Raw genomic sequence first — 26521 nt, forward strand, 5'->3', positions numbered from 1 at the left:
CATCCCGACCGACGCCGGGGCGTGCGAAACTGGCTCGCGTCGGGGTGGGGCTGACACCGCCCCCTGGAGCGGGGTCAGGTCATGAAGCAGGGTCAACGTCGGGTCGCGGTCGCGCCCCGGGGACGGCGGGGGCTCGCCTCCGTCGGGGTCGTCGCCATCGCGGCGTCCCTCCTGACGTATGCCGCCGTGACCAGCAGCGGCTCCACCGTGCACGAGGCCGACGTCGGCGACGGCGGCGTGTGGGTCTCGTCGTCGGCCCAGGCCAAGTTCGGCCGGCTCAACACCCAGGCCCGCCAGCTCGACGCCGGGGTCTCCACCGCCCTGGCCGACGGCTCCAAGGTCGACATCCTCCAGGACGGCGCCGCCGTCGTCGGCGTGGCCACGGGCAACACCCTCCTGCCCATCGACGTGCGCACCGCGACGTCCGAGGAGTCGGGGGCGGCCGCCCCGGCGCCGCTGCCCGCCAAGGCCGGCCAGTTCACCCCGGCGACGGTCGACCTGCGCGGCGGCACCATCGCGACCGTCGACCCGAAGTCCGGCAAGGTGTGGGCGCAGCGCGTCGACACCAAGGACGGCATCACCTCGCTCGAGGGCGTCGGGTCCACGACCAAGCCGCTGGCCACCATCGGCGGCAACGCCGTCATCGCCGTCGACACCAGGGGGGCGGTCATCGCCGCCTCCGGCGCCACCGGCACGGTCCTCACGATCGCGCCCGCGGGCGACGGGCTCGCCAAGCCGGTCACGGTGGCCACACCGGTGCGCGCCGCGCTCCTCGACCTCACGGCCGTCGGCGACACCTGGGTCCTCTACGACCCCAGCACGGACGAGCTGCACGTCGAGGGACGTGACGAGCCGGTCAGTGCCGGCGCGGCGCTCGGCGACGGGCCGGCATACGCCGCCCTGCAGCAGCCGGGAGCGGACGCCGACACGGTCGTCATCGCGAATGCGACATCTGCCCGGGCGGTGCGGCTCAGCGGCGGCGACGCCGAGGACGTCGGCGGCGTCGAGGTGCGCGACCAGGCCAACCGCTCGGTCGACCCGCCCCTGGTCACGAGGCCGGTCGTGCTGCGCGGCTGCCTGCACGCCGCGTGGGCCGAGACGGGCAACGTCTTCTACGGCGCCAACTGCGGCCGCACCGACGCCGTGGCCGCCGGTGCCCTCGGCGACGCGAGCAAGGGCGTCGTCCGGGACGGCGTCGCCTTCCGGGTCAACCGGGGCAACATCGTCCTCAACCACCTCGACACCGGCGAGCTGTGGGACCTCGACTCCACGAAGCAGAAGATCGACAACTGGGACTCGCTCATCCCGCCGACGAAGAAGGACGACGACAACGACAAGAAGGACGAGAACGTCGTCGACGACCAGCAGGTGAGCCAGCCGCCCAAGGCGATGCCGGACAACCTCCGGCTCCGTCCCGGTCGAACGAGCAAGATCCACCCGCTCGACAACGACACCGACGCCAAGGGCTCCATCCTCGCGATCGACCCCAAGGACCTCACGGCACCGAGCGCGTCCGACGTCACCGCGTCCGTCTCCAGCGACGGGCAGACCGTCGACGTCACCGTCCCGGCGAACCCGTCCGCGTCGACGATCACGCTCTCCTACAAGGTGAGCAACGGCAAGGCCAAGCAGAAGGGCGCCGCCCGGATCGTCCTCACCGTCGTCGGTGAGGAGATCAACACCCCGCCTCGGGTGCGCGACGGCAAGGCCGACCTCGCCCGCACCACCTACCCTGTCGTCTCCGGCGGCCGGGTGTCCGCCTCGGTGCTCGGTGACTGGCGCGACGGCGAGAGCGACCCGCTCACCGTCGACGCCGTGGACCAGTCGACCGTCATCGGCGGCCAGAGCCGGGTCGGCGTCACCGCGCCGGTCAAGCCGGGTCCCGCGACGGTCCAGTACGCCGTCAACGACGGCCGCCAGAGCACCCGAGGCGACATCAACCTCACGGTCCTCGACCTCGCGGAGCCGACGTCGGTCCCGCCCCGCACCCAGCCCGACGTCGTGCGCGCCGTCCTCGGCAAGCCGGTGCAGCTCGAGCCGCTCGGCAACGACATCCCGGGCGCCGACCCCGGTGACCCCGACGCCCGCATGCGCCTCGCCGGCGAGGTCGCCCCCTCCGGCCCCCTCGACGTCGACACCAACCTCACGACCGGCGTCGTCACGGTGACGCCCAACGGCCTCGGGACGACCGAGCTCGCGTATGCCGCGCAGTCCGGCGGCACGGTCAGCCCCGGCCGCATCCGGATCGACGTCGTCGAACCGGGCGACCCCGAGGCCCCGCCGGTCGCCGTGCCCGACAGCGCCTCGCTGCGAGACCAGGCGCCGTCGATGATCGACGCCCTCGCCAACGACTACAGCCCGCGCGCCGACGTCATCGTCACCCAGAGCGCGACCGTCGCCGGTGACAGCACGTGGCTGCGGGCGACGGTCTACCAGGGACGGTGGGTCCGGATCGAGGCCCTGGAGCCGTCACCGATCAGTGGGGAGGGCAGCCGGCAGGGGACCGTCCAGTACGCGATCAGCGACGGCACGAAGCGCACCACGGGAACGATCAACGTCGTCCAGCGCCCGCCGCTCCCCGGCGCGTCGCCGACCGTCGAGGACGACCGGGCCACCGTCCGTGAGGGCGACAGCGTCTCCGTCGGCGTCCTCGACAACGACACGATGGCCGACGGCATCCCCCTCGTGCTCGCCCCCGACAGCGTCAAGGTCGTCGGCGGCGGGGAGGCCCGCGCCTTCGCCTCGGGCAACCTCGTCCGCTACGTCCCCGAGTTCGCGGGCCTGACCGCGCCCAAGGACGTCGTCATCGAGTACGCCGCGTATGCCGAGGGCGCACCCGAGCGGGCCAAGACCGGCCGCCTCACCGTCACCGTCAACCCGCTCCCGACGCGGACCACGCCCAACCAGGCGCCCATCGCCCGCAGCTTCTCCGGCTCGGTGACGTCGGGGGAGTCAGTCACCCTGACCATCCCTGCGACCGGCGTCGACCCGGACGGCGACTCGGTGACGCTGCGCGGCATCGTCGGCAAGGACGCCGACGCCCTCGACCTCACCCACGGCCGCGTCGTCTCCGTCGGCCCGTCGACGATCCGCTACGAGGGCTACCCGAACTCGGCCGGCACCGAGCTCGTCCGCTACGAGGTCCAGGACCGGTTCGGCGCGACGAGCCAGGCCTTCGTCCGGGTCGGCGTCGTGCGCCCCGGGGACCCGCAGCCCCCGGTCGCCGTCGAGGACGAGGTCGTGGCCGCCCCCGGCAAGAAGGTCACCGCGCACGTCCTGCGCAACGACCTCATCGCCCGCGGCGACGCGGTCCGCATGGAGCACAAGGACCTCAACCCGGGCGCGACCCAGAAGCAGTGGACGGTCGACGAGGACGACGACACCATCTCGACGGTCGCCCCCCAGCCGGACGCCGCGACCCACCAGTTCGTCTACGGCATCGACAACGGGATCTTCGACCCGTCCCGCACGACGCTCCTCGTGCGCGGCCAGGTCGGCTTCGTCAACCCGCCGATCGCCCAGGACGACGTCGCCAAGCCGGCCGCCGGTGAGACCACGGCCCTGGTCGACGCCCTCGTCAACGACACCGACATCGACTCCGACCCGGCCACCCTCAAGGTCGTCGAGGTCCTCTCCCCGCACGCGAAGATCGAGGCCGGCAAGGTGCGGGTCACCCTCCTCGACCACGCGCACACCGTCCCCTACGTCATCGAGGACGAGGACGAGGCCCGCGCGATGGCCCTGATCTTCGTCCCGCCGGGTGCCAAGGGCGCGCCCTTCGTCGTCGACGCGGCCCTCATCGAGATGGACCAGGACTCGACGAGGACCGTGAAGCTTGCGGACTACGTCAAGTCCCCCCGCAACAAGGTCATCGGCATCACGGCCGCCGCGACGGTCTCGGCCTCCCCGGGACAGTTCGTCTCTGCCGAGGCCGAGGGCATCGACGCGGTGCGGCTCACCTCCCTGGGCGGCTACATCGGCCCGGCCGCGCTCATGCTCGAGGTGAGCGACCAGGAAGATGCAGCGGATGCGGCCGATGCACGGACGGCATACGTCTCCGTCCCGGTCCAGGTCGGACCCAAGGTGCCGCTGCTGCGCTGCCCCGACGCGCCCATCGTCCTCGCCGCCGGTGGCCGCGCGCGCGAGGTCGACATCCCGACGTACTGCCGCGCGTGGCTCCCGGTGGGCACCGCCCTCGACGACTTCGAGTTCTCCGCGAAGTGGGAGCCCCAGCCCGACGGCGCCGACCTCCAGCAGGCCGAGAGCGGCGGGCGGCTCGTCACCCTCAGCGCGGGTGGGCGTGCGCCCTCCGGCACCGGTGCGGTCTCCGTGACCTCTCCCGGTATGCCGTCCGTGACGTTCCCCGTGCGTGTCCTCGGTCGCGCCGGGGACGGAGATGCCGCCGGGGCCGGCGCGGGAGCCGGGCTCGGCCCCGACGGCAAGCCGCTGCCGGTGGTCGGCCAGCCGCGCCTGCGACCGATCCGCGTCGACGGCCTCAACGAGGGCGAGTCCGAGTCCATCGACGTAAGCCGCTACCTCGACTCGCCGCTCGAGAAGCCGTCGTGCTCGATCGCCGCCGCCCAGCTCGAGAGCGGCACCGGCATCGAGGTCTCGCGCAGCGGCTGCACGCTCACCCTGCGCGCGACCTCGCAGCCCAGCCCCAACGCCACCGTGTCGCTGCTCGTCGCCGACGGCCCGGGCCGGCAGGCGGCCGGCCGGGTCACCATCACGATGCGCGGCAAGCCGACCGCACCGACCGGCGTCAGCGCGGTGGCCGACCGGATCGCCGGCGGCCAGGCCCGTGTCTCGTGGGTGGCGCCGGGCTACGACGGCGGCGTGACGATCTCGCACTACACGGTCCGGTGGAGCGGTGGCAGCCCGCTGCGGTGCACCTCATCGCCCTGCACGGTCACCGGCCTGACGAACGGCAAGGACTACACCTTCACCGTCGTTGCCAGCAACGCGGTCGGCGACAGCCCGCCGAGCGCCGCCAGCAACGTCGTGCAGCCCGACACCAAGCCCGAGGCGACCTCCGGCGTGGGGATGCTCAGCCGGGGCGACGGCACCCTGGGCGTGGGGTGGTCACCCGCTCCGAACAAGGGCTCGACGATCACCAAGTACGTCGTGCGGCTGGTCCCGACGAGCTCGGGCGCCTCCGCGCGCACCGTGCAGGCGGCGGGGACGGCGACGAGGGCCGCGGCCACGGGTCTGGACAACAACACGCCGTACTCGGTCGCGGTCCAGGCCTGGAACAAGGCCGGCGCCGGACCGTTCGGCCCCGCCGTGCAGATGCAGTCGGCCGGAACCCCGCCGGCGGTGTCGGGCGTGACCGGCGCCACGCGTGGACCGGGCGCGGGCTTCGACTCCGAGTCGATCACCGTCTCGTGGAACCAGCAGACCAATCCCAACGGCCCGCCACTCAAGCACTACACCGTCTACCGCAACGTCGACGGCGGTGGCTGGACGCAGATCGGCCGCGTGGGTGCGCAGACGCGGACCCTCGGCGACACGATCCCCTACGACGGGCGGCGCTACGGCTACTCCGTCACCGCCACCAACGGCGCCGACCTCGAGTCGCCCCAGGGCACGCCGTGGACGTACACGTCCGTCGGCGTCCCCAGCAACCCGAGCGTGGGTGCCAGCACGCCCACCCCCGACAAGTCGGTCGTGGTCAGCGTGCAGGTGGGTCAGCCGCGCGCGGGCGCCTTCCAGGCCATCCGCTGGCGCGGCGGCGGCAAGTCCGGCACGCACGCGTGCGGGTGCGCGCCGGGGACGACCGTGACCTTCACGCTGCCCAACATGGGGATCGACCCGCTGACGATCAAGGCCAGGACCGTCAACACCGGTGGTCGCGAGTCCAGCGAGGCGACGAGCAACCAGGTCCAGCCCTATGGCCCGACCCTCGAGCCCAACAACGTGTCGGCCAACGTCAACGACCGCACCATCGTCTGGCGCTGGAACCTGCGCACCAACGGGCGGGCCATCGACCAGGTCCAGATCAGCACCGACGGCGGCAACTGGCGTGCGCCCGACAACCGCGAGAGCCACAGCCAGACGTTCGGATACTCCGAGGAGCACGGGCTCCGGGTCCGGGCGCACAGTGCCGCGGGTTGGAGCGGCGCGACCGCGGGGGTGCGTGCGAAGACCGTGCCCGAGCCCAAGAACGCCGAGATCTACAACGTCCGGTTCAACTCCGCGAACTTCATCGACTTCGACATCCGCGACTTCCCCGGCAACACGTCATGGAACATCGTCTTCGACCACAAGGGGTTCGGCGGCGCGCACAACAGCTGTTGCAACGTCGAGGTCGGACCCGCCGGCAACGGCTACACGTGGGCGGGCACCTACTACGTCCCGGCCAGGGGTGGCGACCTCGTCATCACGATGTCGAGACCGGGCAGCCCCACCGTCACCAAGACCGTCCGACGGTAGGCCGGGTCGGTGCTCGTCAGGCGATGACCGCGAGGATGTCGCCTTCCTGGACGACGTCGCCGACCTCGACCTTGACCTCGCTGACGGTGCCCGCCTGCTCGGTGAGCACGGGAATCTCCATCTTCATCGACTCGAGCAGGGCGATCTCGGTGCCCACCTCGACCGTGTCGCCGACGTGGACGGCGATGCTGAGGACGTTGGCGACGAGGTCGGACACGACGTGGTGCGGCATACGGCTGACCGTATCCACTACGCACCGGTAACCACGCGATCCCGTATGCCGGCCACCTCCGTTTCGCGGATCCGCCGCCGCAGCATGCCCGTGCGCGTGTCGACGGGGGGTGGCCGGGACCGTTAGCGTGAACGGCTCGATCGGGCGCCCCGGCGCCCAGAGCCCCGCCAGAAGGACCCTGACATGCCGCCCTGCCCCTCGTGTGGATCCCCCCTGGACCCCGACGCCGCGTACTGCTCGCGCTGCGGTTCCCGGGTCGAGCTGGGCTCGGTGCTCGGTGTCGGCACCGACCTGCCGCCGGTGGCCTCCCGCGACCCGGAGCGGCCCCGCGACCCCGCGCCGTCACGGGACCGGGAGCCGTCGCACCTGGACAGCACGGCCGAGCTGCCCCGCGTGGGTCCCGTGGGGCCGAGCCCTTCGCCGCACCCGACGCCCATGTCGCCGGGCTCTCGGTCGCACTCTCCGCGCAGCATCCTCGCGATGGTGGCGACCTTCGTCGTGCTCACGGTCGCCGGCACGTTCGCGCTCGTCCGGATCACCGGTTCCCCCGAGCCGGTGGCGCCGGCGTCAACGGCGTCCGGGTCGGCATCGACACCGCCCGGCGAGGGCGAGGGGGCGCCCGGCGCGGTCTCGCCGGGCCCGGGGTCACCCTCGGCGTCGCCGACCGGGTCGGCGGGGTCGCAGCCGTCCGGGGCCGTGCCCGCCGACGCAACCCGGTGCTCGACGAGCGGGGACGACGCCGTCGCCACCGCCTGGGCCGGGACCGACCGGACGTCGTGCGGGTTCGCGGCAGCCGTGCGCACGGCATACCGCAAGGCCGGGACGCCGAGCGGCCCGACGGACCTGCGGGCGTTCAGCCCGGTGACCGGGAAGTGGTACTCGCTCAGCTGCGACGGCGGGGAGCCGGTCCGGTGCACCGCGACGACCGGGGCCGTCGTGCTCCTCTCGGCGAGCTGACCCCGGTCCGGTTTCCCCGACCGATGGCGCGCAGCGGACCGCCGGGGCCCCGAATCGGGACCCCGGCGGTGGGTGCAGACCAGTCGCGGTGGGAGCGGCTGGGTCAGCGCTCCTCGGTGCCGGCGATGAACGCCTCGAGCTTGGTGCGGCCCTCGGTGTCCTCGCGCTGCACGGGCGGGGACTTCATGAGGTAGGACGAGGCGCTGATGAGCGCGCCGCCGATGCCACGGTCCTTGGCGATCTTCGCCGCCCGGATGGCGTCGATGATGATGCCGGCCGAGTTGGGGGAGTCCCAGACCTCGAGCTTGTACTCCAGGCTCAGCGGCACGTCACCGAAGGCTCGACCCTCGAGGCGGACGTAGGCCCACTTGCGGTCGTCGAGCCACGCGACGTAGTCGGACGGGCCGATGTGGACGTTGCGGCTGTCGGTCAGCCCGGCGAGGGAGCCGGTGAGGTTGGACGTGACGGCCTGGGTCTTGGAGACCTTCTTGGACTCGAGGCGCTCGCGCTCGAGCATGTTCTTGAAGTCCATGTTGCCGCCGACGTTGAGCTGGTAGGTCCGGTCGAGCGTGACGCCGCGGTCCTCGAAGAGCTTGGCCATGACGCGGTGCGTGATGGTCGCGCCGACCTGGCTCTTGATGTCGTCGCCGATGACCGGGACGCCGGCGTCCTCGAACTTCTTGGCCCACTCGGGGTCGGAGGCGATGAAGACGGGGAGGGCGTTGACGAAGGCGACCTTGGCGTCGATGGCGCACTGCGCGTAGAACTTGTCGGCCACCTCGGAGCCGACCGGCAGGTAGGAGACGAGCACGTCGACCTGGGCGTCCTTGAGGACCTGGACGACGTCGACGGGCTCGGCCGGGGACTCGTCGATGGTGAGCGCGTAGTACTTGCCGATCCCGTCGAGGGTGTGGCCGCGCTGGACCTCGATGCCGGTCGTGGGGACGTCGGCGATCTTGATGGTGTTGTTCTCGGAGGCGTTGATGGCCTCGGCGAGGTCCTTGCCGACCTTCTTGTCGTCGACGTCGAACGCGGCGACGAACTCGACGTCGCTCACGTGGTAGTCGCCGAACGTGACGTGCATGAGGCCGGGCACTGTCGCCGTGGCGTCAGCGTCCTTGTAGTACTCGACTCCCTGCACGAGCGAGCTCGCGCAGTTGCCGACGCCGACGATGGCGACGCGGATCGATCCCATGGTGGTGCTCCTTCGGTGATGGTGTGGTGCTGTGTGTCCTGCGGCGGGGTCCGTGGCGTGCGCCCGGGCCCTCGGGTTGGTCGGGGGGTGGTTCGGGTGGCCGGCTACGGCTGGGGGCCGGGGTCGGTGGGGTGGCGGCGCTCGGCGTCGATGAGCTCGGTGAGCCAGCGCACCTCGCGCTCGGTGCTCTCCTCGCCGTGGCGCTGGAGCGCCGCGGTCCAGGAGTCGAGGCGCTCCCGGCCGCGTTCGGAGTTCTCGCGGACGGTCTCGAGCTGCTCCTGCACCCGCGAGCGCCGTCCCTCGAGGATGCGCATCCGGACGTCGGCCTCGGTGCGCCCGAAGAAGGCCAGTCTTACGCCGAAGCCGTCGTCGTCGTAGGCCGCGGTGTCGGTGCGCCGAGCGGCCTCCTCGAACGCTTCCTTGCCCGCCGGGGTGATCGCGTAGACGATCCGGTTGCGCCCGGGAGGCCGGGCCGCGGTCGTCGCCGGAGCGGCCGGCGGCGCCTGCTGGGCGATGAGGCCCCGGTCGAGCAGCCCCGACAGGGCCGGGTAGAGGGTCCCGTAGGACAGCGCGCGGAACGCGCCGAGCGCCTCGTTGAGTCGGCGACGGAGCTCGTAGCCGTGCGTCGGGCCGTCGTGGAGCAGGCCGAGGAGGGCGAAGTCGAGCAGCTGGGAGCGCTTGCTCATCGGATCACCACCTCACGCTCGTCCGGGGTCGTCACTGACAAAGTCAGCCTTTGTCACCCGAACTGTACCCGATGGTTATATCGCCCCGATACATCCCGACGCCGAGCACCTCCTCGCGCGCTGCTGTGCACTGCTGCACCCCAGCGCAGCAGTGCACAGCGCGCGGGGGGCGGAGTGTGCGTTGCTGCGGCTCAGCGCAGCAGTGCACAGCGCCGATCGAGGACGTGTGCGAGCGGAGGGTTCAGCTCGTGGTCGGTACCGCCGCCACGAGCAGCTCGGCGAGGCGGCGCGGCGCCGAGAACATCGGCCAGTGGCCGGAGTCGATGTCGACGAGCTCGAGCCGGGGGATCCGGGCGAGCTCGGGGACGTCGCCGCTGTCGATCCACTCCCGGGCCTGCGCCGGCGAGAACTCGGGACAGACGAGCACCGCGGGGACCTCGTAGCGGCGATCGTCGCGCAGGTGGACGACCCCGCGGGTCACCGCCACCGGCACCGGGACCGCGTTGGCCTCGAACCGAGCCTTCGCCTCGTCATCCAGGTCGTCGGAGTCCGGCCCGGCGAAGGTCTCCCATCCGGGGAACGGCACGGCGTCCCCGGTCGGGTCGAAGAAGTCGGCGTAGGTCGCCCCGTCGGCGACCGGGAAGCCCCCGATGAAGACGACCGAGCCGACCGCGTCCGGGCGGGCGTCGGCGGCCGCCCACGCGAGGCTGCAGGCCGCCGAGTGCCCCACGACCACGACGGGCGCCGGAGCCGCGTCGACGGCGGCGACGACCGCCACCACCTGGTCGTCGAAGGTCGCGCCCGCGGAACCGTCTCCCTGCCCGGGCAGCCGAACCGGCACGGCGGTGTGCCCGAGCGCGCTGATCTCGGGGACGACGGCGTCCCACGCTGCCGCGTCGAGCCAGAGTCCGGCGATGAGGACGAGGTGCATGTCGATCTCCTTGGGGTGGTGCTCGCTCCTGACTCCGTCACCGTAGGAGGTGATCCGGACGAACCCCTTCCGGTATGCCGTCCGGCGTGCGAGCGTGTCCTCGTGACCTCCGTGCCCGGCGAGATCAGCCCCACCGCGCGGGCGCTGCGCACTCTCGAGATCCTCCAGAACCGTCCGGGCGTGACCGCCGCCGAGCTGGCCCGCCGCCTCGGGGTGAGCGAGCGCGCGTCGCGGCGCCACGTCGCGATCCTGCGGGAGGCCGGCATCCCCGTCGTGTCGACGCGGGGACCGCACGGCGGCTACGCGCTCGGGCGCGGCGCCGCGCTCGCCCCCGTCGTGTTCACCGAGACCGAGGCGCTCAGCCTCGTCATGGCCGTCATCGACAGCCACCCGAGCGCCGCCACCTCCGGCGGCGCGGACGACGTCGGCTCCGCCCTCGACAAGGTCGTGCGCGCCCTGCCCCGGGGCGCCGCCCGCGAGGCGACCGCCCTGCGCGACCACGCCTCGGCGACCCCGGACCGGCACCCCAGCCGGCCCGACCCGACGACGACCAGCGCGCTGGTCTCCGCGAGCGCCCAGCAGCGCCGGGTCCGGCTCACCTACGCGAGCGACTCCGGGTCCACGTGGGAGGACACCACCGACCCGTGGGCCGTCGTCGTGCGCCACACGAGGTGGTACCTGCTCTGCCACTCCCATCGGGCCGGGGCCGTGCGCACCTACCGGATCGACCGCGTGCGGGAGGTCGAGATGCTCCCTGAGCCCTTCGAGCGGCCCGACGATCTCGACCCGGTCGCCGCCCTCGAGCAGCACCTCGGTGTGGGGTGGGAGCACGAGACCCGCGTCGTCTTCGCGGCCGCGGTGGAGGAGGTCGAGCGGTGGGTGCACCCGGCCATGGGACGGCTCGGACGGCATACGGACGGGTGTGTCCTGGAGGGCAGCACGAGCAACCCCGCGATGTACGTCCGCGAGTGGCTGGCCCGGGTCCCCGTGCCGTTCCGGATCGAGGGCGGGGACGCCCTCCTCGAGGAGGGCGGCACCGTCGCCGCCCAGCTCACGGCCGCCGTCGCGCGCAGGACCTGAGAGTTCCCTGAGCACGGTTCTCAGGTTCGGCACGTCATACTGGATGCGGCCGACCCTGCGTGACAGGGCGCGCCGCCCTGCCCGCACCGGTCGTCCGAAAGTCCTTCATGAGCTCCACACCCCGATCCCGCGTCGAGGCCAGCCGCCGCCGCGAGACCCCCGCCAAGCGGTCCAAGGGCGGCAAGCGCCGCTCGTGGCCCCGTCGGATCCTGTGGACGCTGCTCGCGCTGTTCCTGCTCGGCGTGGTCGGCCTGGGCGTCGCCTACGCGATGACCGACGTGCCCAAGCCCAACGAGGTCGCGACCGCGCAGACCTCGGTCGTCTACTACTCCGACGGCAAGTCCGAGCTCGCGCGGATCTCCGAGTTCAACCGGGAGTCGGTCGAACTCAAGCAGGTCCCGATCCACGTGCAGCGCGCGATGCTTGCCGCCGAGGACCGCAACTTCTACGAGAACAACGGGATCTCCCCGACCGGCATCGCCCGCGCCGTGTGGGTCGCGGTCAAGGGCGGCTCGGCCACGCAGGGCGGGTCGACGATCACCCAGCAGTACGTCAAGAACTACTTCCTCAGCCAGGACCGGACGCTGCAGCGCAAGGCGCGCGAGATCCTCATCTCGGTCAAGATCGACGGCCAGCAGTCCAAGGACCAGATCCTCGAGAACTACCTCAACACGATCTACTACGGCCGCGGCGCCTACGGCATCCAGACCGCGTCCAAGGCCTACTTCCGCAAGGACGTCTCCAAGCTCACCCCGGCCGAGGGCGCCTTCCTCGCCTCCGCCATCCGCGGCCCCTCGTTCTACGACCCCCGCCTCGGGGCCGAGCAGACCAAGAACGCGCAGACCCGCTCCTCCTACATCCTCGACGCCATGGTCGCCCAGGGCTGGCTGACGCCGCAGCAGCGCACCGCCGCCGTGTTCCCGAAGTTCGAGCCCTACAAGCCCCCGTCGGCGGCCGGTCCCGCCGGCTACATCGTCCAGCTCGTCAAGGACGAGCTCGCGGGGAAGGTCAAGCTCACCGAGGCCGACATCTCCCGCGGTGGGCTGCGGATCACCACGACCATCAACCGCCCCAAGCAGGTGGCCGCCCTCGCCGCGGTGTCCGAGCGCATGCCCAAGGGGGCCACCGGCCTCAACGTCGGGCTGGCCTCGATCAAGCCGGGTGACGGCGCGGTCCAGGCGCTCTACGGCGGCGCCGACTACGCCAAGAACCAGTTCAACACCGCCACCGACGCGACGATGCAGGCCGGGTCGGTCTTCAAGATCTTCACCCTCATCGCCGCCCTCCAGGGTGGGGACGTGAGCATCCGCAACAGCTTCGACGGGTCGAGCCCGCAGTACTTCGACGAGTTCGAGAACCCCGCAGGCGAGACCGACTTCAACCGGCGAGGCGGGGTCCGCAACTTCAACAATCGCGACTTCGGCCGGATCACCGTCCCCGAGGCCACGGCCGACTCGGTCAACACCGTCTTCGCCCGCCTCAACATCCTCGCCACGCCGAAGAAGACGGCGGCGGCGGCGACGGCGGCCGGCATCACGACCAAGCTCAACGCCAACTACGCCAACGTCCTCGGCAGCGACAGCGTCAAGGTCATCGACATGGCCAACGCCTACGCCACCCTCGCCGCCAAGGGCGTCAGGGCGACCCCCTACTACGTCCAGGCGGTCGCCTCCACCGACGACTCCTTCGACTACACGGCCAAGCCGGTCACCAAACGCGTCTTCGACGAGGACCTCGTCTCCGACGTCGTCTACTCCATGCAGCAGGTCGTGGAGCGGGGCAGCGGCGAGTACGCCGGCGACCGGCTCGACCGTGAGGCGGCCGGGAAGACCGGGACCTCGAGCGACAACTACTCCGCGTGGTTCGACGGGTTCACCCCGCAGCTGGCCACCGCCGTCGGGATGTACAAGGGCGACGGGTCGATCAAGGAGGAGAACCAGATGGACGACGTCCCCGGGTGGGGCGCCATCACCGGTGGCACCATCCCGGTCCGGCTCTGGACCGACTACATGCGCGTCGCCACCGACGGCATGGAGAAGCTGACGTTCCCGGAGCCCGCCTACATCAACAAGGACGCCGCCCCCAGGCAGACCCAGCGGCCCTCGAACACCGGCGGCAACACCGGTGACACCCCGAGGCCGACGACCCGGGCGCCGGAGCCGACCCCGACCCCGACCCCGACCCAGACGTCCGAGCCGACCCCGACCCAGACGGCCGAACCCGAGCCCACCCCCGGGCCGACGAGGACCAGGCCCGGCACGCCGACCGTCCCCGTGCCGACCCTCCCCGAGCCGACCCCCCCCGAGCCGACGCCCTCGACCGGCGACGAACCCCAGGGCTGACCCGTGCCCGCCCGGCGGGGCGGCACGGCGGCGGCCCTCGCTCCCGTCGCGCTGCTCGCCGCGCTGCCGGTGCTCGTGTCCGTGTGGCGGCAGGGGCCCTGCCTGGAGCGGGGGTGGGGAGGTCAGGAGCCGTTCTGGCGCTTCTGCTACTCCGACCTCGCCGTCTCGGTGCGGACCAGCGGTGCCGACCGAGGGGTCGGTGCCTGGTTCGCGGGTGACGTCGCGCTCGACCACCCGCCGCTGACCGGCGCGGTCGTCTCCCTCGTCTCGGGTCTGGCACCCGGGAGCGGCGCGCTGGCGACGCAGCGCTGGGTGCTCGGCGTGTGGGCCGTGCTCGCCGTCGCCGCCCTGGTCCTCATGGCGTGGTGGGTGCGCACGAGCCCGGGTCAACCCGGCGCCGACCCGCTCCACGTCGCCCTCGCTCCCGTCGCCGCGCTCACCCTCCTGCTGTCGCCCGACCTGCTCGGTGTCGTGCTCGCCACGGGCGGGCTGTGGGCGTGGAGCCGCCGTCACCCGGTGCTGGCGGGGGCGCTGCTCGGTGCCGGGGTCATGGCCCGCACCTATCCGGCGCTGCTGCTCGTCGTCGTGGCGATGCACGCGTGGCGCACCGGCCGTGAGCGGGAGCTGGCCGGTGTCGCCGGCGGAGCGCTGGGCGTGGTCGCCGTCGTCGCCGGACCGCTGCTGCTCACCTCGCCGTCGACGCTGACGCGGGCGTGGACGGCGTCGTTCGAGAACGGGGCGGGGCTGGGCTCGGTCTGGTACCTCCCGACCCTTGGCGGGAGCGCGTGGTCGCCGACGACCCTCACCGTCCTCGGCGTCCTCGGGGTCGCGCTCGCCGTGGTGCTCGCGGGCGTGCTCGTGCTCGGGGCGCCGCGCACGCCACGTCTCGGCGCGGTGGCGCTGGTCGTCGTAGCGGTCGTGCTCGTCAGCGGGCGCTCCTTCCCGGTGCAGTCCTCGCTCTGGCTGGTCCCGCTCGTGGCCCTGGCCGGGCTGCGCTGGCGCGACCACCTCGTCTGGGCGCTCGCGGAGGGCGTCCACTTCGTCGCGGTCTGGCTCTACCTCGCCGGGCTCCAGGACGCGAACCGGTCGCTGCCGCCGAGCTGGTACGCCCTGGCCCTCCTCCTGCGCGTGGCGTCCGTGGTGTACCTCGCGTCGCGGGCCTGGCAGACCGCGACCGGGCCCTCCGTCGGCGACGAGGGCGACCCCAGGGGCGCGCCGGAGCCGGTCCAGGAAGTGGGGCCGGCCCGGATTTAGCCGTATGCCGTCCTGCCGGTACCCTTGGCGACGTTGCCTGTGCCCTGTGGACAACTCCACGGCGGTGTCGGCAGCGCTGCATACCCTCCTGTCACGGAGAGACCGTGACCGTTCAGACCGAAGGAGGCGGGTTAACGCATGCGTCAGTACGAACTCATGGTCATCCTCGACCCGGAGCTCGACGACCGCACGGTCCAGCCGTCGCTCGACAAGTTCCTCACCGTCATCACCAAGGACGGGGGCACCGTCGACAACGTCGACATCTGGGGCCGCCGTCGTCTGGCCTACGAGATCAAGAAGAAGGCCGAGGGCATCTACGCCGTCGTCCGCTTCACCTCGGAGCCGGCCACCGCCAAGGAGCTGGACCGTCAGCTCGGGCTCAACGAGTCGATCATGCGGACGAAGCTCCTTCGTCCCGCTGCCTGACTCTCGTCACAGCGTTCCACGCTGACCGCGCCCACGGCGCACCCTGAAACCGCTTCACCGCTCACAGACCAAAGGGATCTGATCCATGGCAGGCGAGACCGTCCTCACGATCGTCGGGAACCTCACCGGTGACCCCGAGCTGCGCTTCACCCCCTCGGGTGCTGCCGTCGCGAACTTCACCGTGGCCTCCACGCCGCGCACGTTCGACAAGGCCAGCAACGAGTGGAAGGACGGCGAGACGCTGTTCATGCGCTGCTCGGTCTGGCGTGACGCGGCCGAGAACGTCGCCGAGTCCCTCGCCCGGGGCACCCGGGTCATCGTCACCGGTCGTCTGAAGTCTCGTTCGTACGAGACCAAGGAGGGCGAGAAGCGCACCGTCATCGAGATGGACGTCGACGAGGTCGGCCCCTCGATGAAGTACGCGACCGCCAAGGTCAACAAGACCTCACGCGGTGGCGGCGGCGGTGGCGGCTTTGGTGGCGGCGGCGACGGCGGGGCCCAGCAGGACCCGTGGGCGACCGGCGGATCCGCACCTTCAGGTGGGGCCTCGCAGGGCGGCCAGGGCGGCGGCTGGAACCAGCCTGCCGGCGGTCAGTCGGCCGGTTCCTCACAGGGTGGTGCGCCCCAGGGCGGCCAGCCTGCAGGTGGTCAGCAGGGTGGTCAGGGAGGCTGGGGCAACGCTCCGGCCTACGACGAGCCCCCTTTCTGAGTCACAGCACCACACTCCAACGTTCCACACCATCCCTGGGAGACCAGGGCTCATCCGCTGAAGAGCTCAGCAGAAGGAGAGCACCACGATGGCCAAGCCAGTTGTGCGCAAGCCCAAGAAGAAGGCCAACCCGCTCAAGGCGGCGAAGGTCGAGAACATCGACTACAAGGACACGGCGCTGCTGCGCAAGTTCATCTCCGACCGCGGCAAGATCCGCGCTCGTCGGGTGACCGGCGTGTCCGTCCAGGAGCAGCGTCTGATCGCCAACGCGGTCAAGAACGCCCGTGAGATGGCGCTCCTTCCCTACTCCAGCTCGTCCCGCTGACGCGGCGACCTTGCACCAGAAGGAGAGCTGACATGAAGGTGATTCTCACGCACGAGGTCTCGAGCCTCGGTACCGCCGGTGACGTCGTCGATGTCAAGGACGGCTACGCCCGCAACTTCCTCTTCCGTCGCGGCCTCGCGACGGCGTGGACCAAGGGCGGACAGAAGCAGGTCGACTCCATCGCCAAGGGCCGCGAGGTCCGCGAGGTGAAGTCGCTCGAGGAGGCCACGTCGATCAAGGGCAACCTCGAGTCCAAGCCCGTCACGGTCCCCGCGCACTCCGGCAAGGAGGGACGCCTCTTCGGTGCCGTCTCCTCCGCCGACATCGCCGCCGCGGTCAAGGCCGCCATCGGCACGGACCTCGACAAGCGCAAGATCGAGGTCCCGACCCCGATCAAGAGCACGGGCGCCCACGAGGCCCTCGTCCGCCTGCACCCCGAGGTGCAGGCCAAGGTGACGCTCAACGTCGTCGCCGGCTGACGAAGCCCGCTCGCCGACAGCGCCCGGTCCCCTGTGGGGGGCCGGGCGCTGTCGCGTTCCCTGTGGCCCGTTCCCTGTGGCCTGTGGCCCGAAGCCCGCAGGTCCTGCAGGTCCCGATCGTCCACGTCGTTCCCGTTCATGCATGGCCCTGGGACGCCATGGACCGGCGAGAGTGACATGGACCAGCGAGGGCACCTGGGCAGGTCGAGTGCGGCATGGGTCGGCGACTGGGCGGCGACGCGCGAGGCGTCGGTGCGGCCACGTAGGGTCGCGCCCGTGCCGCTGACCCACCCGACCTCGGTGCTGCGCGCCGTCGTCGCCGTGCGGGTCGTCAACCGGCTCGGCGGCTTCGGGATGAGCTTCCTCGGCCTGCGGCTCGCCCGCGACCTCGGCATGTCCCTGTCGTCGGTGGGCGTCGTGCTCGCCGTCTTCGGTGCCTGCACCATCCCGAGCCGCATCCTCGGCGGCGTCCTCGCGACCCGGCTCGGGGCCCGGTGGACCGTCGTGCTCGGGCTGCTGTCCTGCGCGGCCGCCCTGCTGGCGATCGGGGTGGGCGACACCGTCCCGGTCGTCGTCGGGTCGGTGCTCGTCCTGGGGCTGGCCTACGAGCTCATCGAACCCGCAACGCAGGCGATCATCGCCGAGACGGTGGCGGCGTCGAGGCAGGCCTCCGCGTTCGCCCTTCTGTGGTCGACCCTCGCGGTCGCGGGCGTCGTCTCCGGACTGCTCGCGGCGCTGCTCGGGCGGTGGGGCGTGTCGGCGATCTTCGTCTGCGACGCCGTCTCGAGCGTCGTGGCTGCCGGGGCGGCCGTCGTCCTGCTCCCGTCTGCTCGCGCCGAGCGACACCCCTCGCCGTGGCGAGCCGCCCTGTCCCGGCGGCTTCTCGGGTGGACCGCCATCGGCACCGTCCACGCGACCCTCGTCATGGTCATCGTCTTCATGCTCCCGCTGGCCGTCGACCGGGCGGGCCACTCGACATCGGCCACCGGCTGGGTCCTGGCCGTCGCCGCTGCCTCGGCCATCGCGGCGCAGCGGGTGCTCTCCCGCCTCGAGGCTCAGATGCCGCCGCGGACCGCCCTCGTCGTCGGGCACGTGATGCTCGCCGGGGGTCTGGCGCTGTGGGCGACCGGCGACCTCGCCGGTCTGGTCCTCGGCGCCGTCCTCGAGGGGGCCAGCGGCTCGCTGCTGCTCGGCACGTACCAGGCCACCGCGGCGCGGATGGGTGGACTGGGCCTGGGCGCCGCCGTCATGACGGTGTTCGGCCTGTCCTGGGGCGTCGCGACCGTCGTGGCACCCCTCGTCGGTGCGCCCCTGCTCGCCGCCGGAGTGGGACCGCTCTGGCTGACCTGCGCCGCAGGATCGCTCGTGCTGGCAGCCGGGCACGCCCTGCGTCCCCGCCCTGTCGGTCGGCTCGCCTAGGTTGGCCCGCATGGCAGCGAAGGGCACGAGACCGGCATACCGGTGCACGGAGTGCGGGTGGACGACGGTCAAGTGGGTCGGTCGCTGCGGCGAGTGCCAGGCCTGGGGGTCGGTGACCGAGGTCGGCGCCGTCACCGCGCGGACGACCGCCGCCAAGAGCGTCGAGCGCCCCGCCGTCCCCATCGGCGAGGTCGACGTCACCCGCGCCGAGGCACGCCCGACCGGAGTCCCCGAGTTCGACCGGGTGCTCGGCGGTGGGCTCGTGCCCGGCGCGGTGGTGCTCGTCGCGGGCGAGCCGGGCATCGGCAAGTCCACGCTCCTGCTCGACGTCGCCGGCCGGGCCGCCCGGGGTGGCGAGCCGGGTCACGAGCGGCGCGTCCTCTACATCAGCGGCGAGGAGTCGGCGGCGCAGGTGCGCAGCCGGGCCGAGCGGATCGAGGCGATGGCCCGCACCCTCTTCCTCGCGTCCGAGACCGACCTCGCCACCGTGCTCGGGCAGATCGACCAGGTCCAGCCCGAGCTCGTCATCGTCGACTCGGTCCAGACGATCAGCAGCGCCGACGTCGAGGGCGCGGCGGGCAACGTGTCGCAGGTCCGTGAGGTGGCCGCCAGCATCATCGCCACCGCCAAGTCGCGGGGGATCGCGGCGATGCTCGTCGGGCACGTCACCAAGGACGGTTCCATCGCCGGGCCGCGGGTGCTCGAGCACCTCGTCGACGTCGTCGTGCAGTTCGAGGGCGACCGGCACAGCCGGCTCCGGCTCGTGCGCGCGGTGAAGAACCGCTACGGCCCGACCGACGAGGTCGGCTGCTTCGACCTCTCCGACGTCGGCATCACCGGTCTCGCGGACCCCAGCGGGCTGTTCCTCTCCAACCGCACCGCCGCCGTCCCCGGCACCTGCGTCACGGTCACCCTCGAGGGCCGCCGCCCCCTCGTCACCGAGGTGCAGGCCCTCGTCGACCAGACCGAGATGCCCAACCCCCGCCGCGCGACGAGCGGTCTGGACTCGGCCCGGGTCGGGATGATCCTCGCCGTGCTCGGGGCCCGCGCCAAGGCGCCCATCGGCCGCAAGGACGTGTTCGTCTCGACGGTGGGTGGCGTGCGCATCACCGAACCGGCCGCCGACCTCGCGCTCACGCTCGCGCTGGCCAGCGCCCTCACCGACCAGGCGCTGCCCACCGGAACCGTCGCGTTCGGGGAGGTCGGGCTCGCCGGTGAGCTCCGTCCCGTGACGGGCGCGCACCGCCGGCTCGCCGAGGCGTCCCGGCTGGGGTTCACCACGGCGATCGTGCCCCGCGGGGTCGTCGGGGGTGGGCCGGTCCCCGACGGGATGCGCGTCGTCGAGGTCGCCACCGTCCTCGAGGCCGTGACCGTGGCGGCCGCTCCGGCCGCCCCGGCCCTTTCCGCCGCCGTCCGGTGACCGGGACGTGACCCGCAGGGCGGACCGGAGCGTGCACCTGCGCCGTTAGACTCGCGAGCGAGGCGGGGGAACCTGACCTGCGACGAACACCGAAGGGGACCCACGTGGCAACGCCGCTGCACGAGGACGAGCTGATGCGCACCACGCTGGCTGCCGTCGCCCCCGGGACCGAGCTGCGGGACGGGCTCGAACGCATCCTGCGCGGTCGCACCGGCGCCCTCATCGTCCTCGGCACCGACCGCGTCATCGACGAGATCGCCACCGGCGGCTTCCCCCTCGAGGTCGAGTTCTCCGCGACCCGCCTGCGCGAGCTGGCCAAGATGGACGGCGCCATCGTCTGCGACCGCGACGTCACCAAGATCCTGCGCGCCGCGACCCAGCTCGTCCCCGACTCGAGCATCGAGACGAGCGAGTCCGGCACCCGCCACCGCACCGCCGAGCGCGTCGCCAAGCAGACCGGCTTCCCCGTCGTCTCGGTGAGCCAGTCGATGCGCATCGTCGCCCTCTACGTCGGCGGCAGCCGGTTCGTCCTCGAGGACTCCAGCCAGATCCTCTCGCGCGCCAACCAGGCGCTGCAGACCCTCGAGCGCTACAAGCACCGCCTCGACGAGGTCACCGGCACCCTCTCGGCGCTCGAGATCGAGGACCTCGTCACCGTCCGCGACGTCGCCAACGTGCTCCAGCGCCTCGAGATGGTGCGCCGGATCAAGGACGAGATCAGCGACTACGTCCTCCAGCTCGGCACCGACGGGCGCCTGCTCAGCCTCCAGCTCGAGGAGCTCACCGGAGGCCTGTCCGACGACCTCGGGCTCGTCATCCGCGACTACCTCCACGAGTCCCGGGGCGAGCACGAGCTCGAGCAGGCCATCGCCAACCTCACCGACATCGACGCCACCGAGCTCCTCGACCCGGTCGCGGGCGCCAAGGCGCTCGGGTTCACCGTCGTCGGCGACGCGCTCGACTCCTCGGTGAGCCCGCTCGGCTACCGGATGCTCAGCAAGGTGCCCCGACTGCCCGGAGCCATCGTGGACCGCCTCGTCGAGCACTTCGGCAGCCTCCAGAAGCTCCTCGCCGCCGGCGTCGACGACCTCATGGGCGTCGAGGGCGTCGGCGAGGGACGGGCCCGGCTCGTCCGCGAGGGCCTGTCACGACTCGCGGAGAGCAGCATCCTCGAGCGCTACGTCTGACCGGGACCGGGCATCGTGAGCGCTTCGCTCCCCTCGGGTCCTGACGTGGCCTCGCTGCACGAGGCCGTCCTCGACTGGTATGCCGTCAGCGCGCGCCTGCTCCCGTGGCGCGACCCGTCGTGCTCGCCGTGGGGCGTCCTCCTCTCTGAGGTGATGTCGCAGCAGACGCCGCTCGCGCGCGTCGAGCCGATCTGGCGCGACTGGATGGCGCGCTGGCCCACACCGGCCGACCTCGCGCGCGAGTCGCCCGGGGAGGTCGTGCGGGCGTGGGGGCGGCTCGGCTACCCCCGCCGCGCGCTGCGACTCCATGAGGCCGCGACCGCCATCACGGAGCGGCATGATGGACAGGTGCCGCGCGACCAGACCGAGCTGCGGGCGCTGCCCGGGATCGGCGACTACACCGCGGCGGCCGTCGCGGCCTTCGCCTACGGGGACCGTTCGGTCGTCGTCGACACCAACGTGCGCCGGGTGCAGGCCCGAGTCGTCACCGGCACGGCGCAGGCCTCGCCGGCCATGACCCGTGCCGAGGTGGCCCTGGCCGAGAACCTCCTGCCCGACGACGACGACGCAGCCGCCACCTGGAACGTCGCGGTGATGGAGCTCGGTGCCCTCGTGTGCACCGCTCGCAGCCCCCGGTGCGACGTCTGTCCCGTGAGCGGCAGGTGCGCGTGGGTGCTCGGGGGGCGGCCGGCATACGACGGTCCGCCTCGTCGGGGGCAGAAGTGGCACGGCACCGACCGGCAGGTGCGCGGGGTCATCCTCCAGACCCTGCGCGAGCTGCCCGCGTCCGTCCCGCGCCCCGACCTCGCGCCGACGCACGACGAGACGCAGGTCGACCGGTGCCTGGCCGGTCTCATCGAGGACGGGCTGGTCGAGCCGGTCGCCGATGACCGGTTCGCGCTGCCTGGCCTGACGGAGGCGTCGGCGTGAGCCAGCCCGGCGACCGCACGAGCCCCGGGGACCATGACCCCACCGGGCCCGCACCTGCACCTGGACCCGCACCCGAGCCCGGGGAGGCGGGGTACGCCGCGCGCAAGAGCCCCCCGGACCCGTACCACGTCCGCGCGGGCACGGCGAAGGCCTTCCGGGTCATCGGCCGCACGACGGTCGGGGGCGCCCGCCTCGCCGGGCGCGGAGGGCGGGCCGGGACCCAGCGCGCCCGCGCATTCGCCCGGTCCTCGGGTGCCGGCGAGAGCGGCCTGTCCCGGCTCGTCGAGCTGCACTTCGTCAACATCTGCGCCGACGCGGCGCTCACGGTCAGCCTCGCCGGGACGATCTTCGCGATCCCCACCGACGAGGCCCGGGCCCAGGTGGCGCAGTTCCTCCTGCTGACGATGGCGCCGTTCGCGCTGCTCGCGCCGTTCATCGGGCCGCTGCTCGACCGCTTCCGCCACGGCCGGCGCTGGGCCATCGGGACCACCCTCGCGCTGCGGGCCTTCCTCTGCTGGGTGCTGGCCGGCGCGGTCGCGACGGACTCGCCGTGGCTGTTCCCGGCGGCCCTGGGGTGCCTCGTCGCGTCCAAGGCCTACGGGGTGACCCGGTCGGCGGCGATCCCCCGGCTCCTGCCGACCGGGTTCACCCTCGTGAGGGCCAACTCCCGGATCGCCCTGGCGGGGGTCGCCGGCATGGCTGTCGGCGGCGGGCTCGCCGGCGCGCTGGCGCGGATCGGACCCGAGTGGTCGCTGCGGCTGGCGTTCGTCATCTACGTCCTCGGGACGGTGCTCGCCGTCATGCTGCCGGCCCGGGTGGACTCCTCGGTCGGCGAGGTCGACATCGAGGACGCGCGCCCCCCGCCGCGGCCGGTGTCCCGCGACCTCGTGCCCGCCGACGAGCCCGGTGGCCGGGTCGCCGGTCTTGCGGCCGGGCTCCGGGCCAGGGTCCTCGCCCTCCCGGTGTCGGTGCGGGCCGCGCTCGTCAGCGCCATGGGCGGCCGGCTGCTCACCGGCTTCCTCACCCTCTTCATGGCCTTCCTCATGCGCGAGAACCCGATCCCGGGGCACAGCGGCACCCTCGTCCTGGCCCTCGTCGTGGGCGCCGCGGGTGCCGGCAACGCCCTCGGGACGGTCGTGGGCAACGCCGCTCGCCGGCTGCCACCGGACCGCATCGTCGCCGTCGCGCTGCTCGTCATCGTCGGCGCCGCGCTCGCGACGGCGCTGGCCTACTCCCTGGTCGCCCTGCTCGTCCTCGGCCTCTGCGCGGGCCTCTGCTCGCAGGTCATCAAGCTCAGCACTGACGCGATCATCCAGCGTGACGTGGCCGAGAACGTCCGCACCAGCGTCTTCGCCTGGTCCGAGACCGTCCTCCAGATCGCCTGGGTGGTCGGCGGCGGGCTGGGGATCGCGCTCCCGCTCGTGCCCGAGGTCGGGTTCGGCGTCATCAGCGGGCTGCTCGTCATCGTGCTCGTGCTCTCGATGCAGGTCCGCCGCGCCCGGGCCTGAGGGCGCGGGACGAGGGCCCCCGGGTCAGAGCACGCGGAGCATGCGGGTGTTGCCCAGGGTGTTGGGCTTGACCCGCTCGAGGTCGAGGAACTCGGCGACGCCCTCGTCGTAGGAGCGCAGCAGCTCGGCGTAGACCGACGGCTCGACGGCCTGGCCCTCGATCGGCGTGAACCCGTGGCGGCGGAAGAAGTCGGTCTCGAAGGTGAGGCAGAACAGGCGCTCCACGCCGAGCTCGCCCGCCCGCGCGACGAGCCGCTCGAGGATGCGTGACCCGATGCCGTGCCCGAGCGCCGCCGACGAGACCGCGAGCGTGCGGATCTCGGCGAGGTCCTCCCACAGGACGTGGACGGCACCGCACCCGACGACCTCGCCGTCGCGCTCGGCCACGACGAAGTCGCCGACCGACTCGTAGTAGGCCACCGCCTCCTTCTGGAGCAGCACCCGCTGCTCGGCCAGGGGTGCCACGAGCCCACGCATCGCGCGCACGTCCGCGGTCCGTGCCGGGCGGATCCGTATGCCGTCCGTGCCGGTGGGGCGGTCCGGTGCGGTGGGGCGCTCAGGTGCGGTGTTCACGCGGACCAGTATCACGGCAGAGGCGAAGGACCGGCCGTCCGAGCAGGGGTAGACCCTCGCCGGGACCGACCAGCCCGTCCCGGGACCGGCCGGGTGGGTCCGGTCAGTTGGTCGTGTATGCGACTCGGAGTCGACCCAGATCGGTGGCCGAGGGAGTCCAGGCCGTACCGGCGAGAGCTTGGTTCTTCGAGATGAACGGCCGCATGATGTGCGGGTAGGCGGCGTGGTCCCAGTGACCGAGACAGTGCGCGACCTCGTGGGAGACGATGGCAGCGAGCCACTTGCCGTACGGTCGACCGACCCCGCCGACATTCGTGTTCACGTTGACGGTGCAGTCGCCGATCTCCAGGCTGCCGTTCGGCCCGGTGGGATACCACGTGCTGACCTCGACCCAGCCCCCCACCTTGGTTCCTGACCTGGCCGAGCTCCACCTGATCGTGATCCCTCGGTACGGCTCGGAGGACACCGGAACGAGGTCGATCCCCGTCCCGACCTCCCAGCGGTGAGCGGCCGTGGTGGTACCCGAGACCCCCAAGCGGTTGTACACGGGGACGGTGTCACGAAAGAAGGGGTAGTCCACCCACGCCGTGGCAGCGACGGCACTCGGCGGGGCGAGCAGCGTTGTCGCACAGGTGAGCAACGCGGCGAAGAAGGCTGTGGGCCAAACCTTCATCGGGGGACTCCTCCACATGGGGTGGTCGTGCTGCGCGTGGTCTCCGGGCAGCGACGCTCGTTCGGGTCAGGCAAGGATGGCCCAAACGCGTGTGAAAGCGGGTAAAGGGAGGGTAAAAGTTACTAGTCATGCGGTGAGCGGCGCGAGAGGCCCGAGGCACACGCACACCGGCCGCCCGTGCCCCGAGGCACGGACGGCCGGTCCTTCAGCACCCTGTGGTTCCAGGCGCCGAGGGTCAGCGGGTCTTGTAGACCGGCTGGCTCTGCGGGTTGAGCTCGTCCATCTTGACCTTGGCCGCGTTCTGCAGGTCGCGGTCGGTGATCTTGAGGACGTCGAAGCCCTTGCCCAGGTCGGACGAGTAGACGTGGCCGTTGTAGTAGTACGACGACCAGGTTCCGCCGCCGCCGCCACCGACGCCGCCGTTCGGGCCGCGCTCGAAGTAGCCGATCTCACGCGGGTTCGCCGAGTCGGTGAAGTCCCAGAAGGACGTGCCACCCATGTACCAGGACTGCACCATGACGTCGCGGTCCTTGATCGGGATGAGCGAGCCGTTGTGGGCGACGCAGTTCTCGGAGTCGTTCTGGTGGCGGTCGATCTTGTAGTACGACTTGAAGGTCAGCTGGTTGTCGGCCGACAGGTCGTAGATCCCGTTGGCGCCGCGGGTCGGGCCGACGGTGGCGTTGCAGGTGGCCTGGCCGCCGCCTCCGAGCTCATCGGTGAAGATGACCTTGGTGCCGTCGTTGTTGAAGGTGGCCGAGTGCCAGAACGCGAAGTTCGTCGTGTCCTGGACGGTCTCGATGACCTTGGGTGCCACCGGGTTGGAGATGTCCATGATGACGCCGTCACCCATGCAGGCACCGGCGGCGATCTTCTTGGACGGGTAGGCCGTGATGTCGTGGCAGCCGGTCGTCGCGGAGTACGGCTTGCCCGCGGCGTTCACGCCGCCGGGGTTGCCACCGTCGGGGAACAGGTTGGGCTCGGCGACGACCTTGGCGTCGGTCGGGTTCTTCTTCGGGACCTCGACGATGCTGATCGAGTCGTGCGGCGGCTGGCAGTCCGGGAACTCGGCACGCGGCGAGTAGCTCGAGATGTAGAGGAAGTCGGACTTCTTGCCGGGCACCAAGGTGTTGGTGTGCGACCCGCACTTGGTCTCGACGGCCTTGATGTACTTCGGCACCCGTGGGTTGGAGACGTCGAAGATCTTGATGCCCTCCCACGACGCCTTGTCCGACGTCGGGGCCGTGGTCGAGTTGCACGAGGTGTCGCTTCGGGCGGAGTCGGTCGACAGGTAGAGCAGGTCGCCCGAGATCGTGATGTCGTTCTGCGAGCCGGGGCAGAGCACGCGCGCGAGCACGGTCGGCGAGGAGGGTCTGGACACGTCGTAGATGACGAAGCCGTCGTAGTTGCCCACGAACGCCTTGTTCCCCGAGAAGGCGATGTCGCTGCCGGTGCTGTCGACGGGCGTGATGTGCGGGATGTTGAAGAGGTGCTGGACGTTGGCGCTGCGGCCGACCTGGTCGGGCGCGAGCTGGGTGCCGGACTTGCCGACCGCCTCGGGTTCGACGTCGGCCGCGCCTGCCGACGACACGCCCCAGCCGCTCGCGGTGAGCGCGGCGACAGCCGCCACTCCCACTGTGCGGAAAAGCCTCATGGTTCCTCCTCCGTCGGGCCAGTCCGGCATGCGGCTGCCCCAGATGAATGTGCGGTGCGCTCATGCTGACTGAAGAAGTCCACACGTTGGGTAAAGGGCAGGTAAGAAAGTT

The 26521-nt window shown here is 72.0% G+C and carries 21 protein-coding genes and 1 pseudogene; 15 read left to right on the forward strand and 7 right to left on the reverse strand.

Going from position 1 to position 26521, the window contains the following annotated elements:
• The first annotated feature begins 81 nt into the window (after positions 1-81).
• On the forward strand, positions 82-6432 hold the full coding sequence (locus AC3EU2_RS07715) for an Ig-like domain-containing protein (RefSeq protein WP_488179122.1): 6351 nt from the start codon (positions 82-84) through the stop codon (positions 6430-6432).
• Between the two features lie 16 nt (positions 6433-6448).
• Here the strand turns inward: AC3EU2_RS07715 and AC3EU2_RS07720 are convergent, their stop codons facing one another.
• Positions 6449-6664, reverse strand: coding sequence for a biotin/lipoyl-binding carrier protein (locus AC3EU2_RS07720; protein WP_488179123.1), 216 nt, complete (start codon positions 6662-6664; stop codon positions 6449-6451).
• Positions 6665-6847: 183 nt separating this feature from the next.
• Between AC3EU2_RS07720 and AC3EU2_RS07725 the strand changes: the two are divergent.
• A pseudogene (locus tag AC3EU2_RS07725) lies at positions 6848-6916 on the forward strand (zinc-ribbon domain-containing protein); the annotation flags it as partial.
• Positions 6917-7144: 228 nt separating this feature from the next.
• Positions 7145-7621: a hypothetical protein gene (locus AC3EU2_RS07730; protein ID WP_488179527.1), complete on the forward strand. Its 477-nt coding sequence runs from the start codon at positions 7145-7147 to the stop codon at positions 7619-7621.
• A 103-nt stretch (positions 7622-7724) separates the two neighbouring features.
• Here the strand turns inward: AC3EU2_RS07730 and AC3EU2_RS07735 are convergent, their stop codons facing one another.
• From AC3EU2_RS07735 to AC3EU2_RS07745, 3 genes are all read right to left on the reverse strand, one after another.
• Complete coding sequence (locus AC3EU2_RS07735; RefSeq protein ID WP_488179124.1) at positions 7725-8816, reverse strand: inositol-3-phosphate synthase; 1092 nt, start codon at positions 8814-8816, stop codon at positions 7725-7727.
• A 104-nt stretch (positions 8817-8920) separates the two neighbouring features.
• Positions 8921-9502 carry a PadR family transcriptional regulator gene (locus tag AC3EU2_RS07740; RefSeq protein ID WP_488179125.1) on the reverse strand — a complete coding sequence of 194 codons (582 nt, stop codon included), beginning with the start codon at positions 9500-9502 and terminating at the stop codon, positions 8921-8923.
• Positions 9503-9743: 241 nt separating this feature from the next.
• Positions 9744-10433 carry an alpha/beta fold hydrolase gene (locus AC3EU2_RS07745; RefSeq protein WP_488179126.1) on the reverse strand — a complete coding sequence of 230 codons (690 nt, stop codon included), beginning with the start codon at positions 10431-10433 and terminating at the stop codon, positions 9744-9746.
• A 102-nt stretch (positions 10434-10535) separates the two neighbouring features.
• Between AC3EU2_RS07745 and AC3EU2_RS07750 the strand changes: the two genes are divergently transcribed.
• The 12 genes from AC3EU2_RS07750 (at position 10536) to AC3EU2_RS07805 (ending at position 23512) form a co-directional block, all read left to right on the forward strand.
• A complete protein-coding gene (locus AC3EU2_RS07750; RefSeq protein ID WP_488179127.1) occupies positions 10536-11513 on the forward strand; it encodes a helix-turn-helix transcriptional regulator in 978 nt (325 codons plus the stop codon).
• A gap of 107 nt (positions 11514-11620) precedes the next feature.
• Positions 11621-13855 carry a transglycosylase domain-containing protein gene (locus AC3EU2_RS07755; RefSeq protein ID WP_488179128.1) on the forward strand — a complete coding sequence of 745 codons (2235 nt, stop codon included), beginning with the start codon at positions 11621-11623 and terminating at the stop codon, positions 13853-13855.
• Between the two features lie 3 nt (positions 13856-13858).
• A complete protein-coding gene (locus AC3EU2_RS07760; protein WP_488179129.1) occupies positions 13859-15109 on the forward strand; it encodes a glycosyltransferase 87 family protein in 1251 nt (416 codons plus the stop codon).
• Between the two features lie 138 nt (positions 15110-15247).
• Positions 15248-15535 carry a 30S ribosomal protein S6 gene (rpsF, locus tag AC3EU2_RS07765; protein ID WP_035938125.1) on the forward strand — a complete coding sequence of 96 codons (288 nt, stop codon included), beginning with the start codon at positions 15248-15250 and terminating at the stop codon, positions 15533-15535.
• A gap of 85 nt (positions 15536-15620) precedes the next feature.
• The gene (locus AC3EU2_RS07770; RefSeq protein ID WP_488179130.1) at positions 15621-16244 is read left to right on the forward strand and encodes a single-stranded DNA-binding protein; all 624 of its coding nucleotides are present in this window, start codon (positions 15621-15623) and stop codon (positions 16242-16244) included.
• 88 nt (positions 16245-16332) lie between these two features.
• Complete coding sequence (gene rpsR, locus AC3EU2_RS07775; RefSeq protein ID WP_035904052.1) at positions 16333-16569, forward strand: 30S ribosomal protein S18; 237 nt, start codon at positions 16333-16335, stop codon at positions 16567-16569.
• A gap of 32 nt (positions 16570-16601) precedes the next feature.
• Entirely contained in the window at positions 16602-17048 is a 447-nt protein-coding gene (rplI, locus tag AC3EU2_RS07780; protein ID WP_488179131.1) for a 50S ribosomal protein L9, read from the forward strand.
• Between the two features lie 276 nt (positions 17049-17324).
• Positions 17325-18467, forward strand: a complete 1143-nt coding sequence (locus AC3EU2_RS07785; protein WP_488179132.1) for an MFS transporter — start codon at positions 17325-17327, stop codon at positions 18465-18467.
• Positions 18468-18477: 10 nt separating this feature from the next.
• On the forward strand, positions 18478-19887 hold the full coding sequence (radA, locus tag AC3EU2_RS07790; protein ID WP_488179133.1) for a DNA repair protein RadA: 1410 nt from the start codon (positions 18478-18480) through the stop codon (positions 19885-19887).
• Positions 19888-20021: 134 nt separating this feature from the next.
• Positions 20022-21074, forward strand: coding sequence for a DNA integrity scanning diadenylate cyclase DisA (gene disA / locus AC3EU2_RS07795; RefSeq protein ID WP_488179455.1), 1053 nt, complete (start codon positions 20022-20024; stop codon positions 21072-21074).
• 15 nt (positions 21075-21089) lie between these two features.
• Entirely contained in the window at positions 21090-22004 is a 915-nt protein-coding gene (locus AC3EU2_RS07800; RefSeq protein WP_488179134.1) for an HhH-GPD family protein, read from the forward strand.
• Positions 22001-23512, forward strand: a complete 1512-nt coding sequence (locus AC3EU2_RS07805; protein ID WP_488179135.1) for an MFS transporter — start codon at positions 22001-22003, stop codon at positions 23510-23512. Before AC3EU2_RS07800 ends, AC3EU2_RS07805 begins: the two co-directional genes overlap by 4 nt.
• Positions 23513-23536: 24 nt before the next feature.
• Here AC3EU2_RS07805 and AC3EU2_RS07810 read toward each other — a convergent pair whose 3' ends face one another.
• The 3 genes from AC3EU2_RS07810 to AC3EU2_RS07820 all read right to left on the reverse strand — a co-directional run bounded on the left by AC3EU2_RS07810 (position 23537) and on the right by AC3EU2_RS07820 (position 26409).
• Complete coding sequence (locus tag AC3EU2_RS07810) at positions 23537-24085, reverse strand: amino-acid N-acetyltransferase (RefSeq protein WP_488179136.1); 549 nt, start codon at positions 24083-24085, stop codon at positions 23537-23539.
• A 103-nt stretch (positions 24086-24188) separates the two neighbouring features.
• Positions 24189-24758 carry a zinc metalloprotease gene (locus AC3EU2_RS07815; RefSeq protein ID WP_488179137.1) on the reverse strand — a complete coding sequence of 190 codons (570 nt, stop codon included), beginning with the start codon at positions 24756-24758 and terminating at the stop codon, positions 24189-24191.
• Positions 24759-24993: 235 nt separating this feature from the next.
• Positions 24994-26409 (reverse strand): LVIVD repeat-containing protein, encoded by a 1416-nt coding sequence (locus tag AC3EU2_RS07820; RefSeq protein ID WP_488179138.1) that lies wholly within the window; start codon positions 26407-26409, stop codon positions 24994-24996.
• Positions 26410-26521 lie beyond the last annotated feature (112 nt).

The sequence above is a fragment of the Knoellia sp. B-D-2 genome, assembly GCF_057714695.1.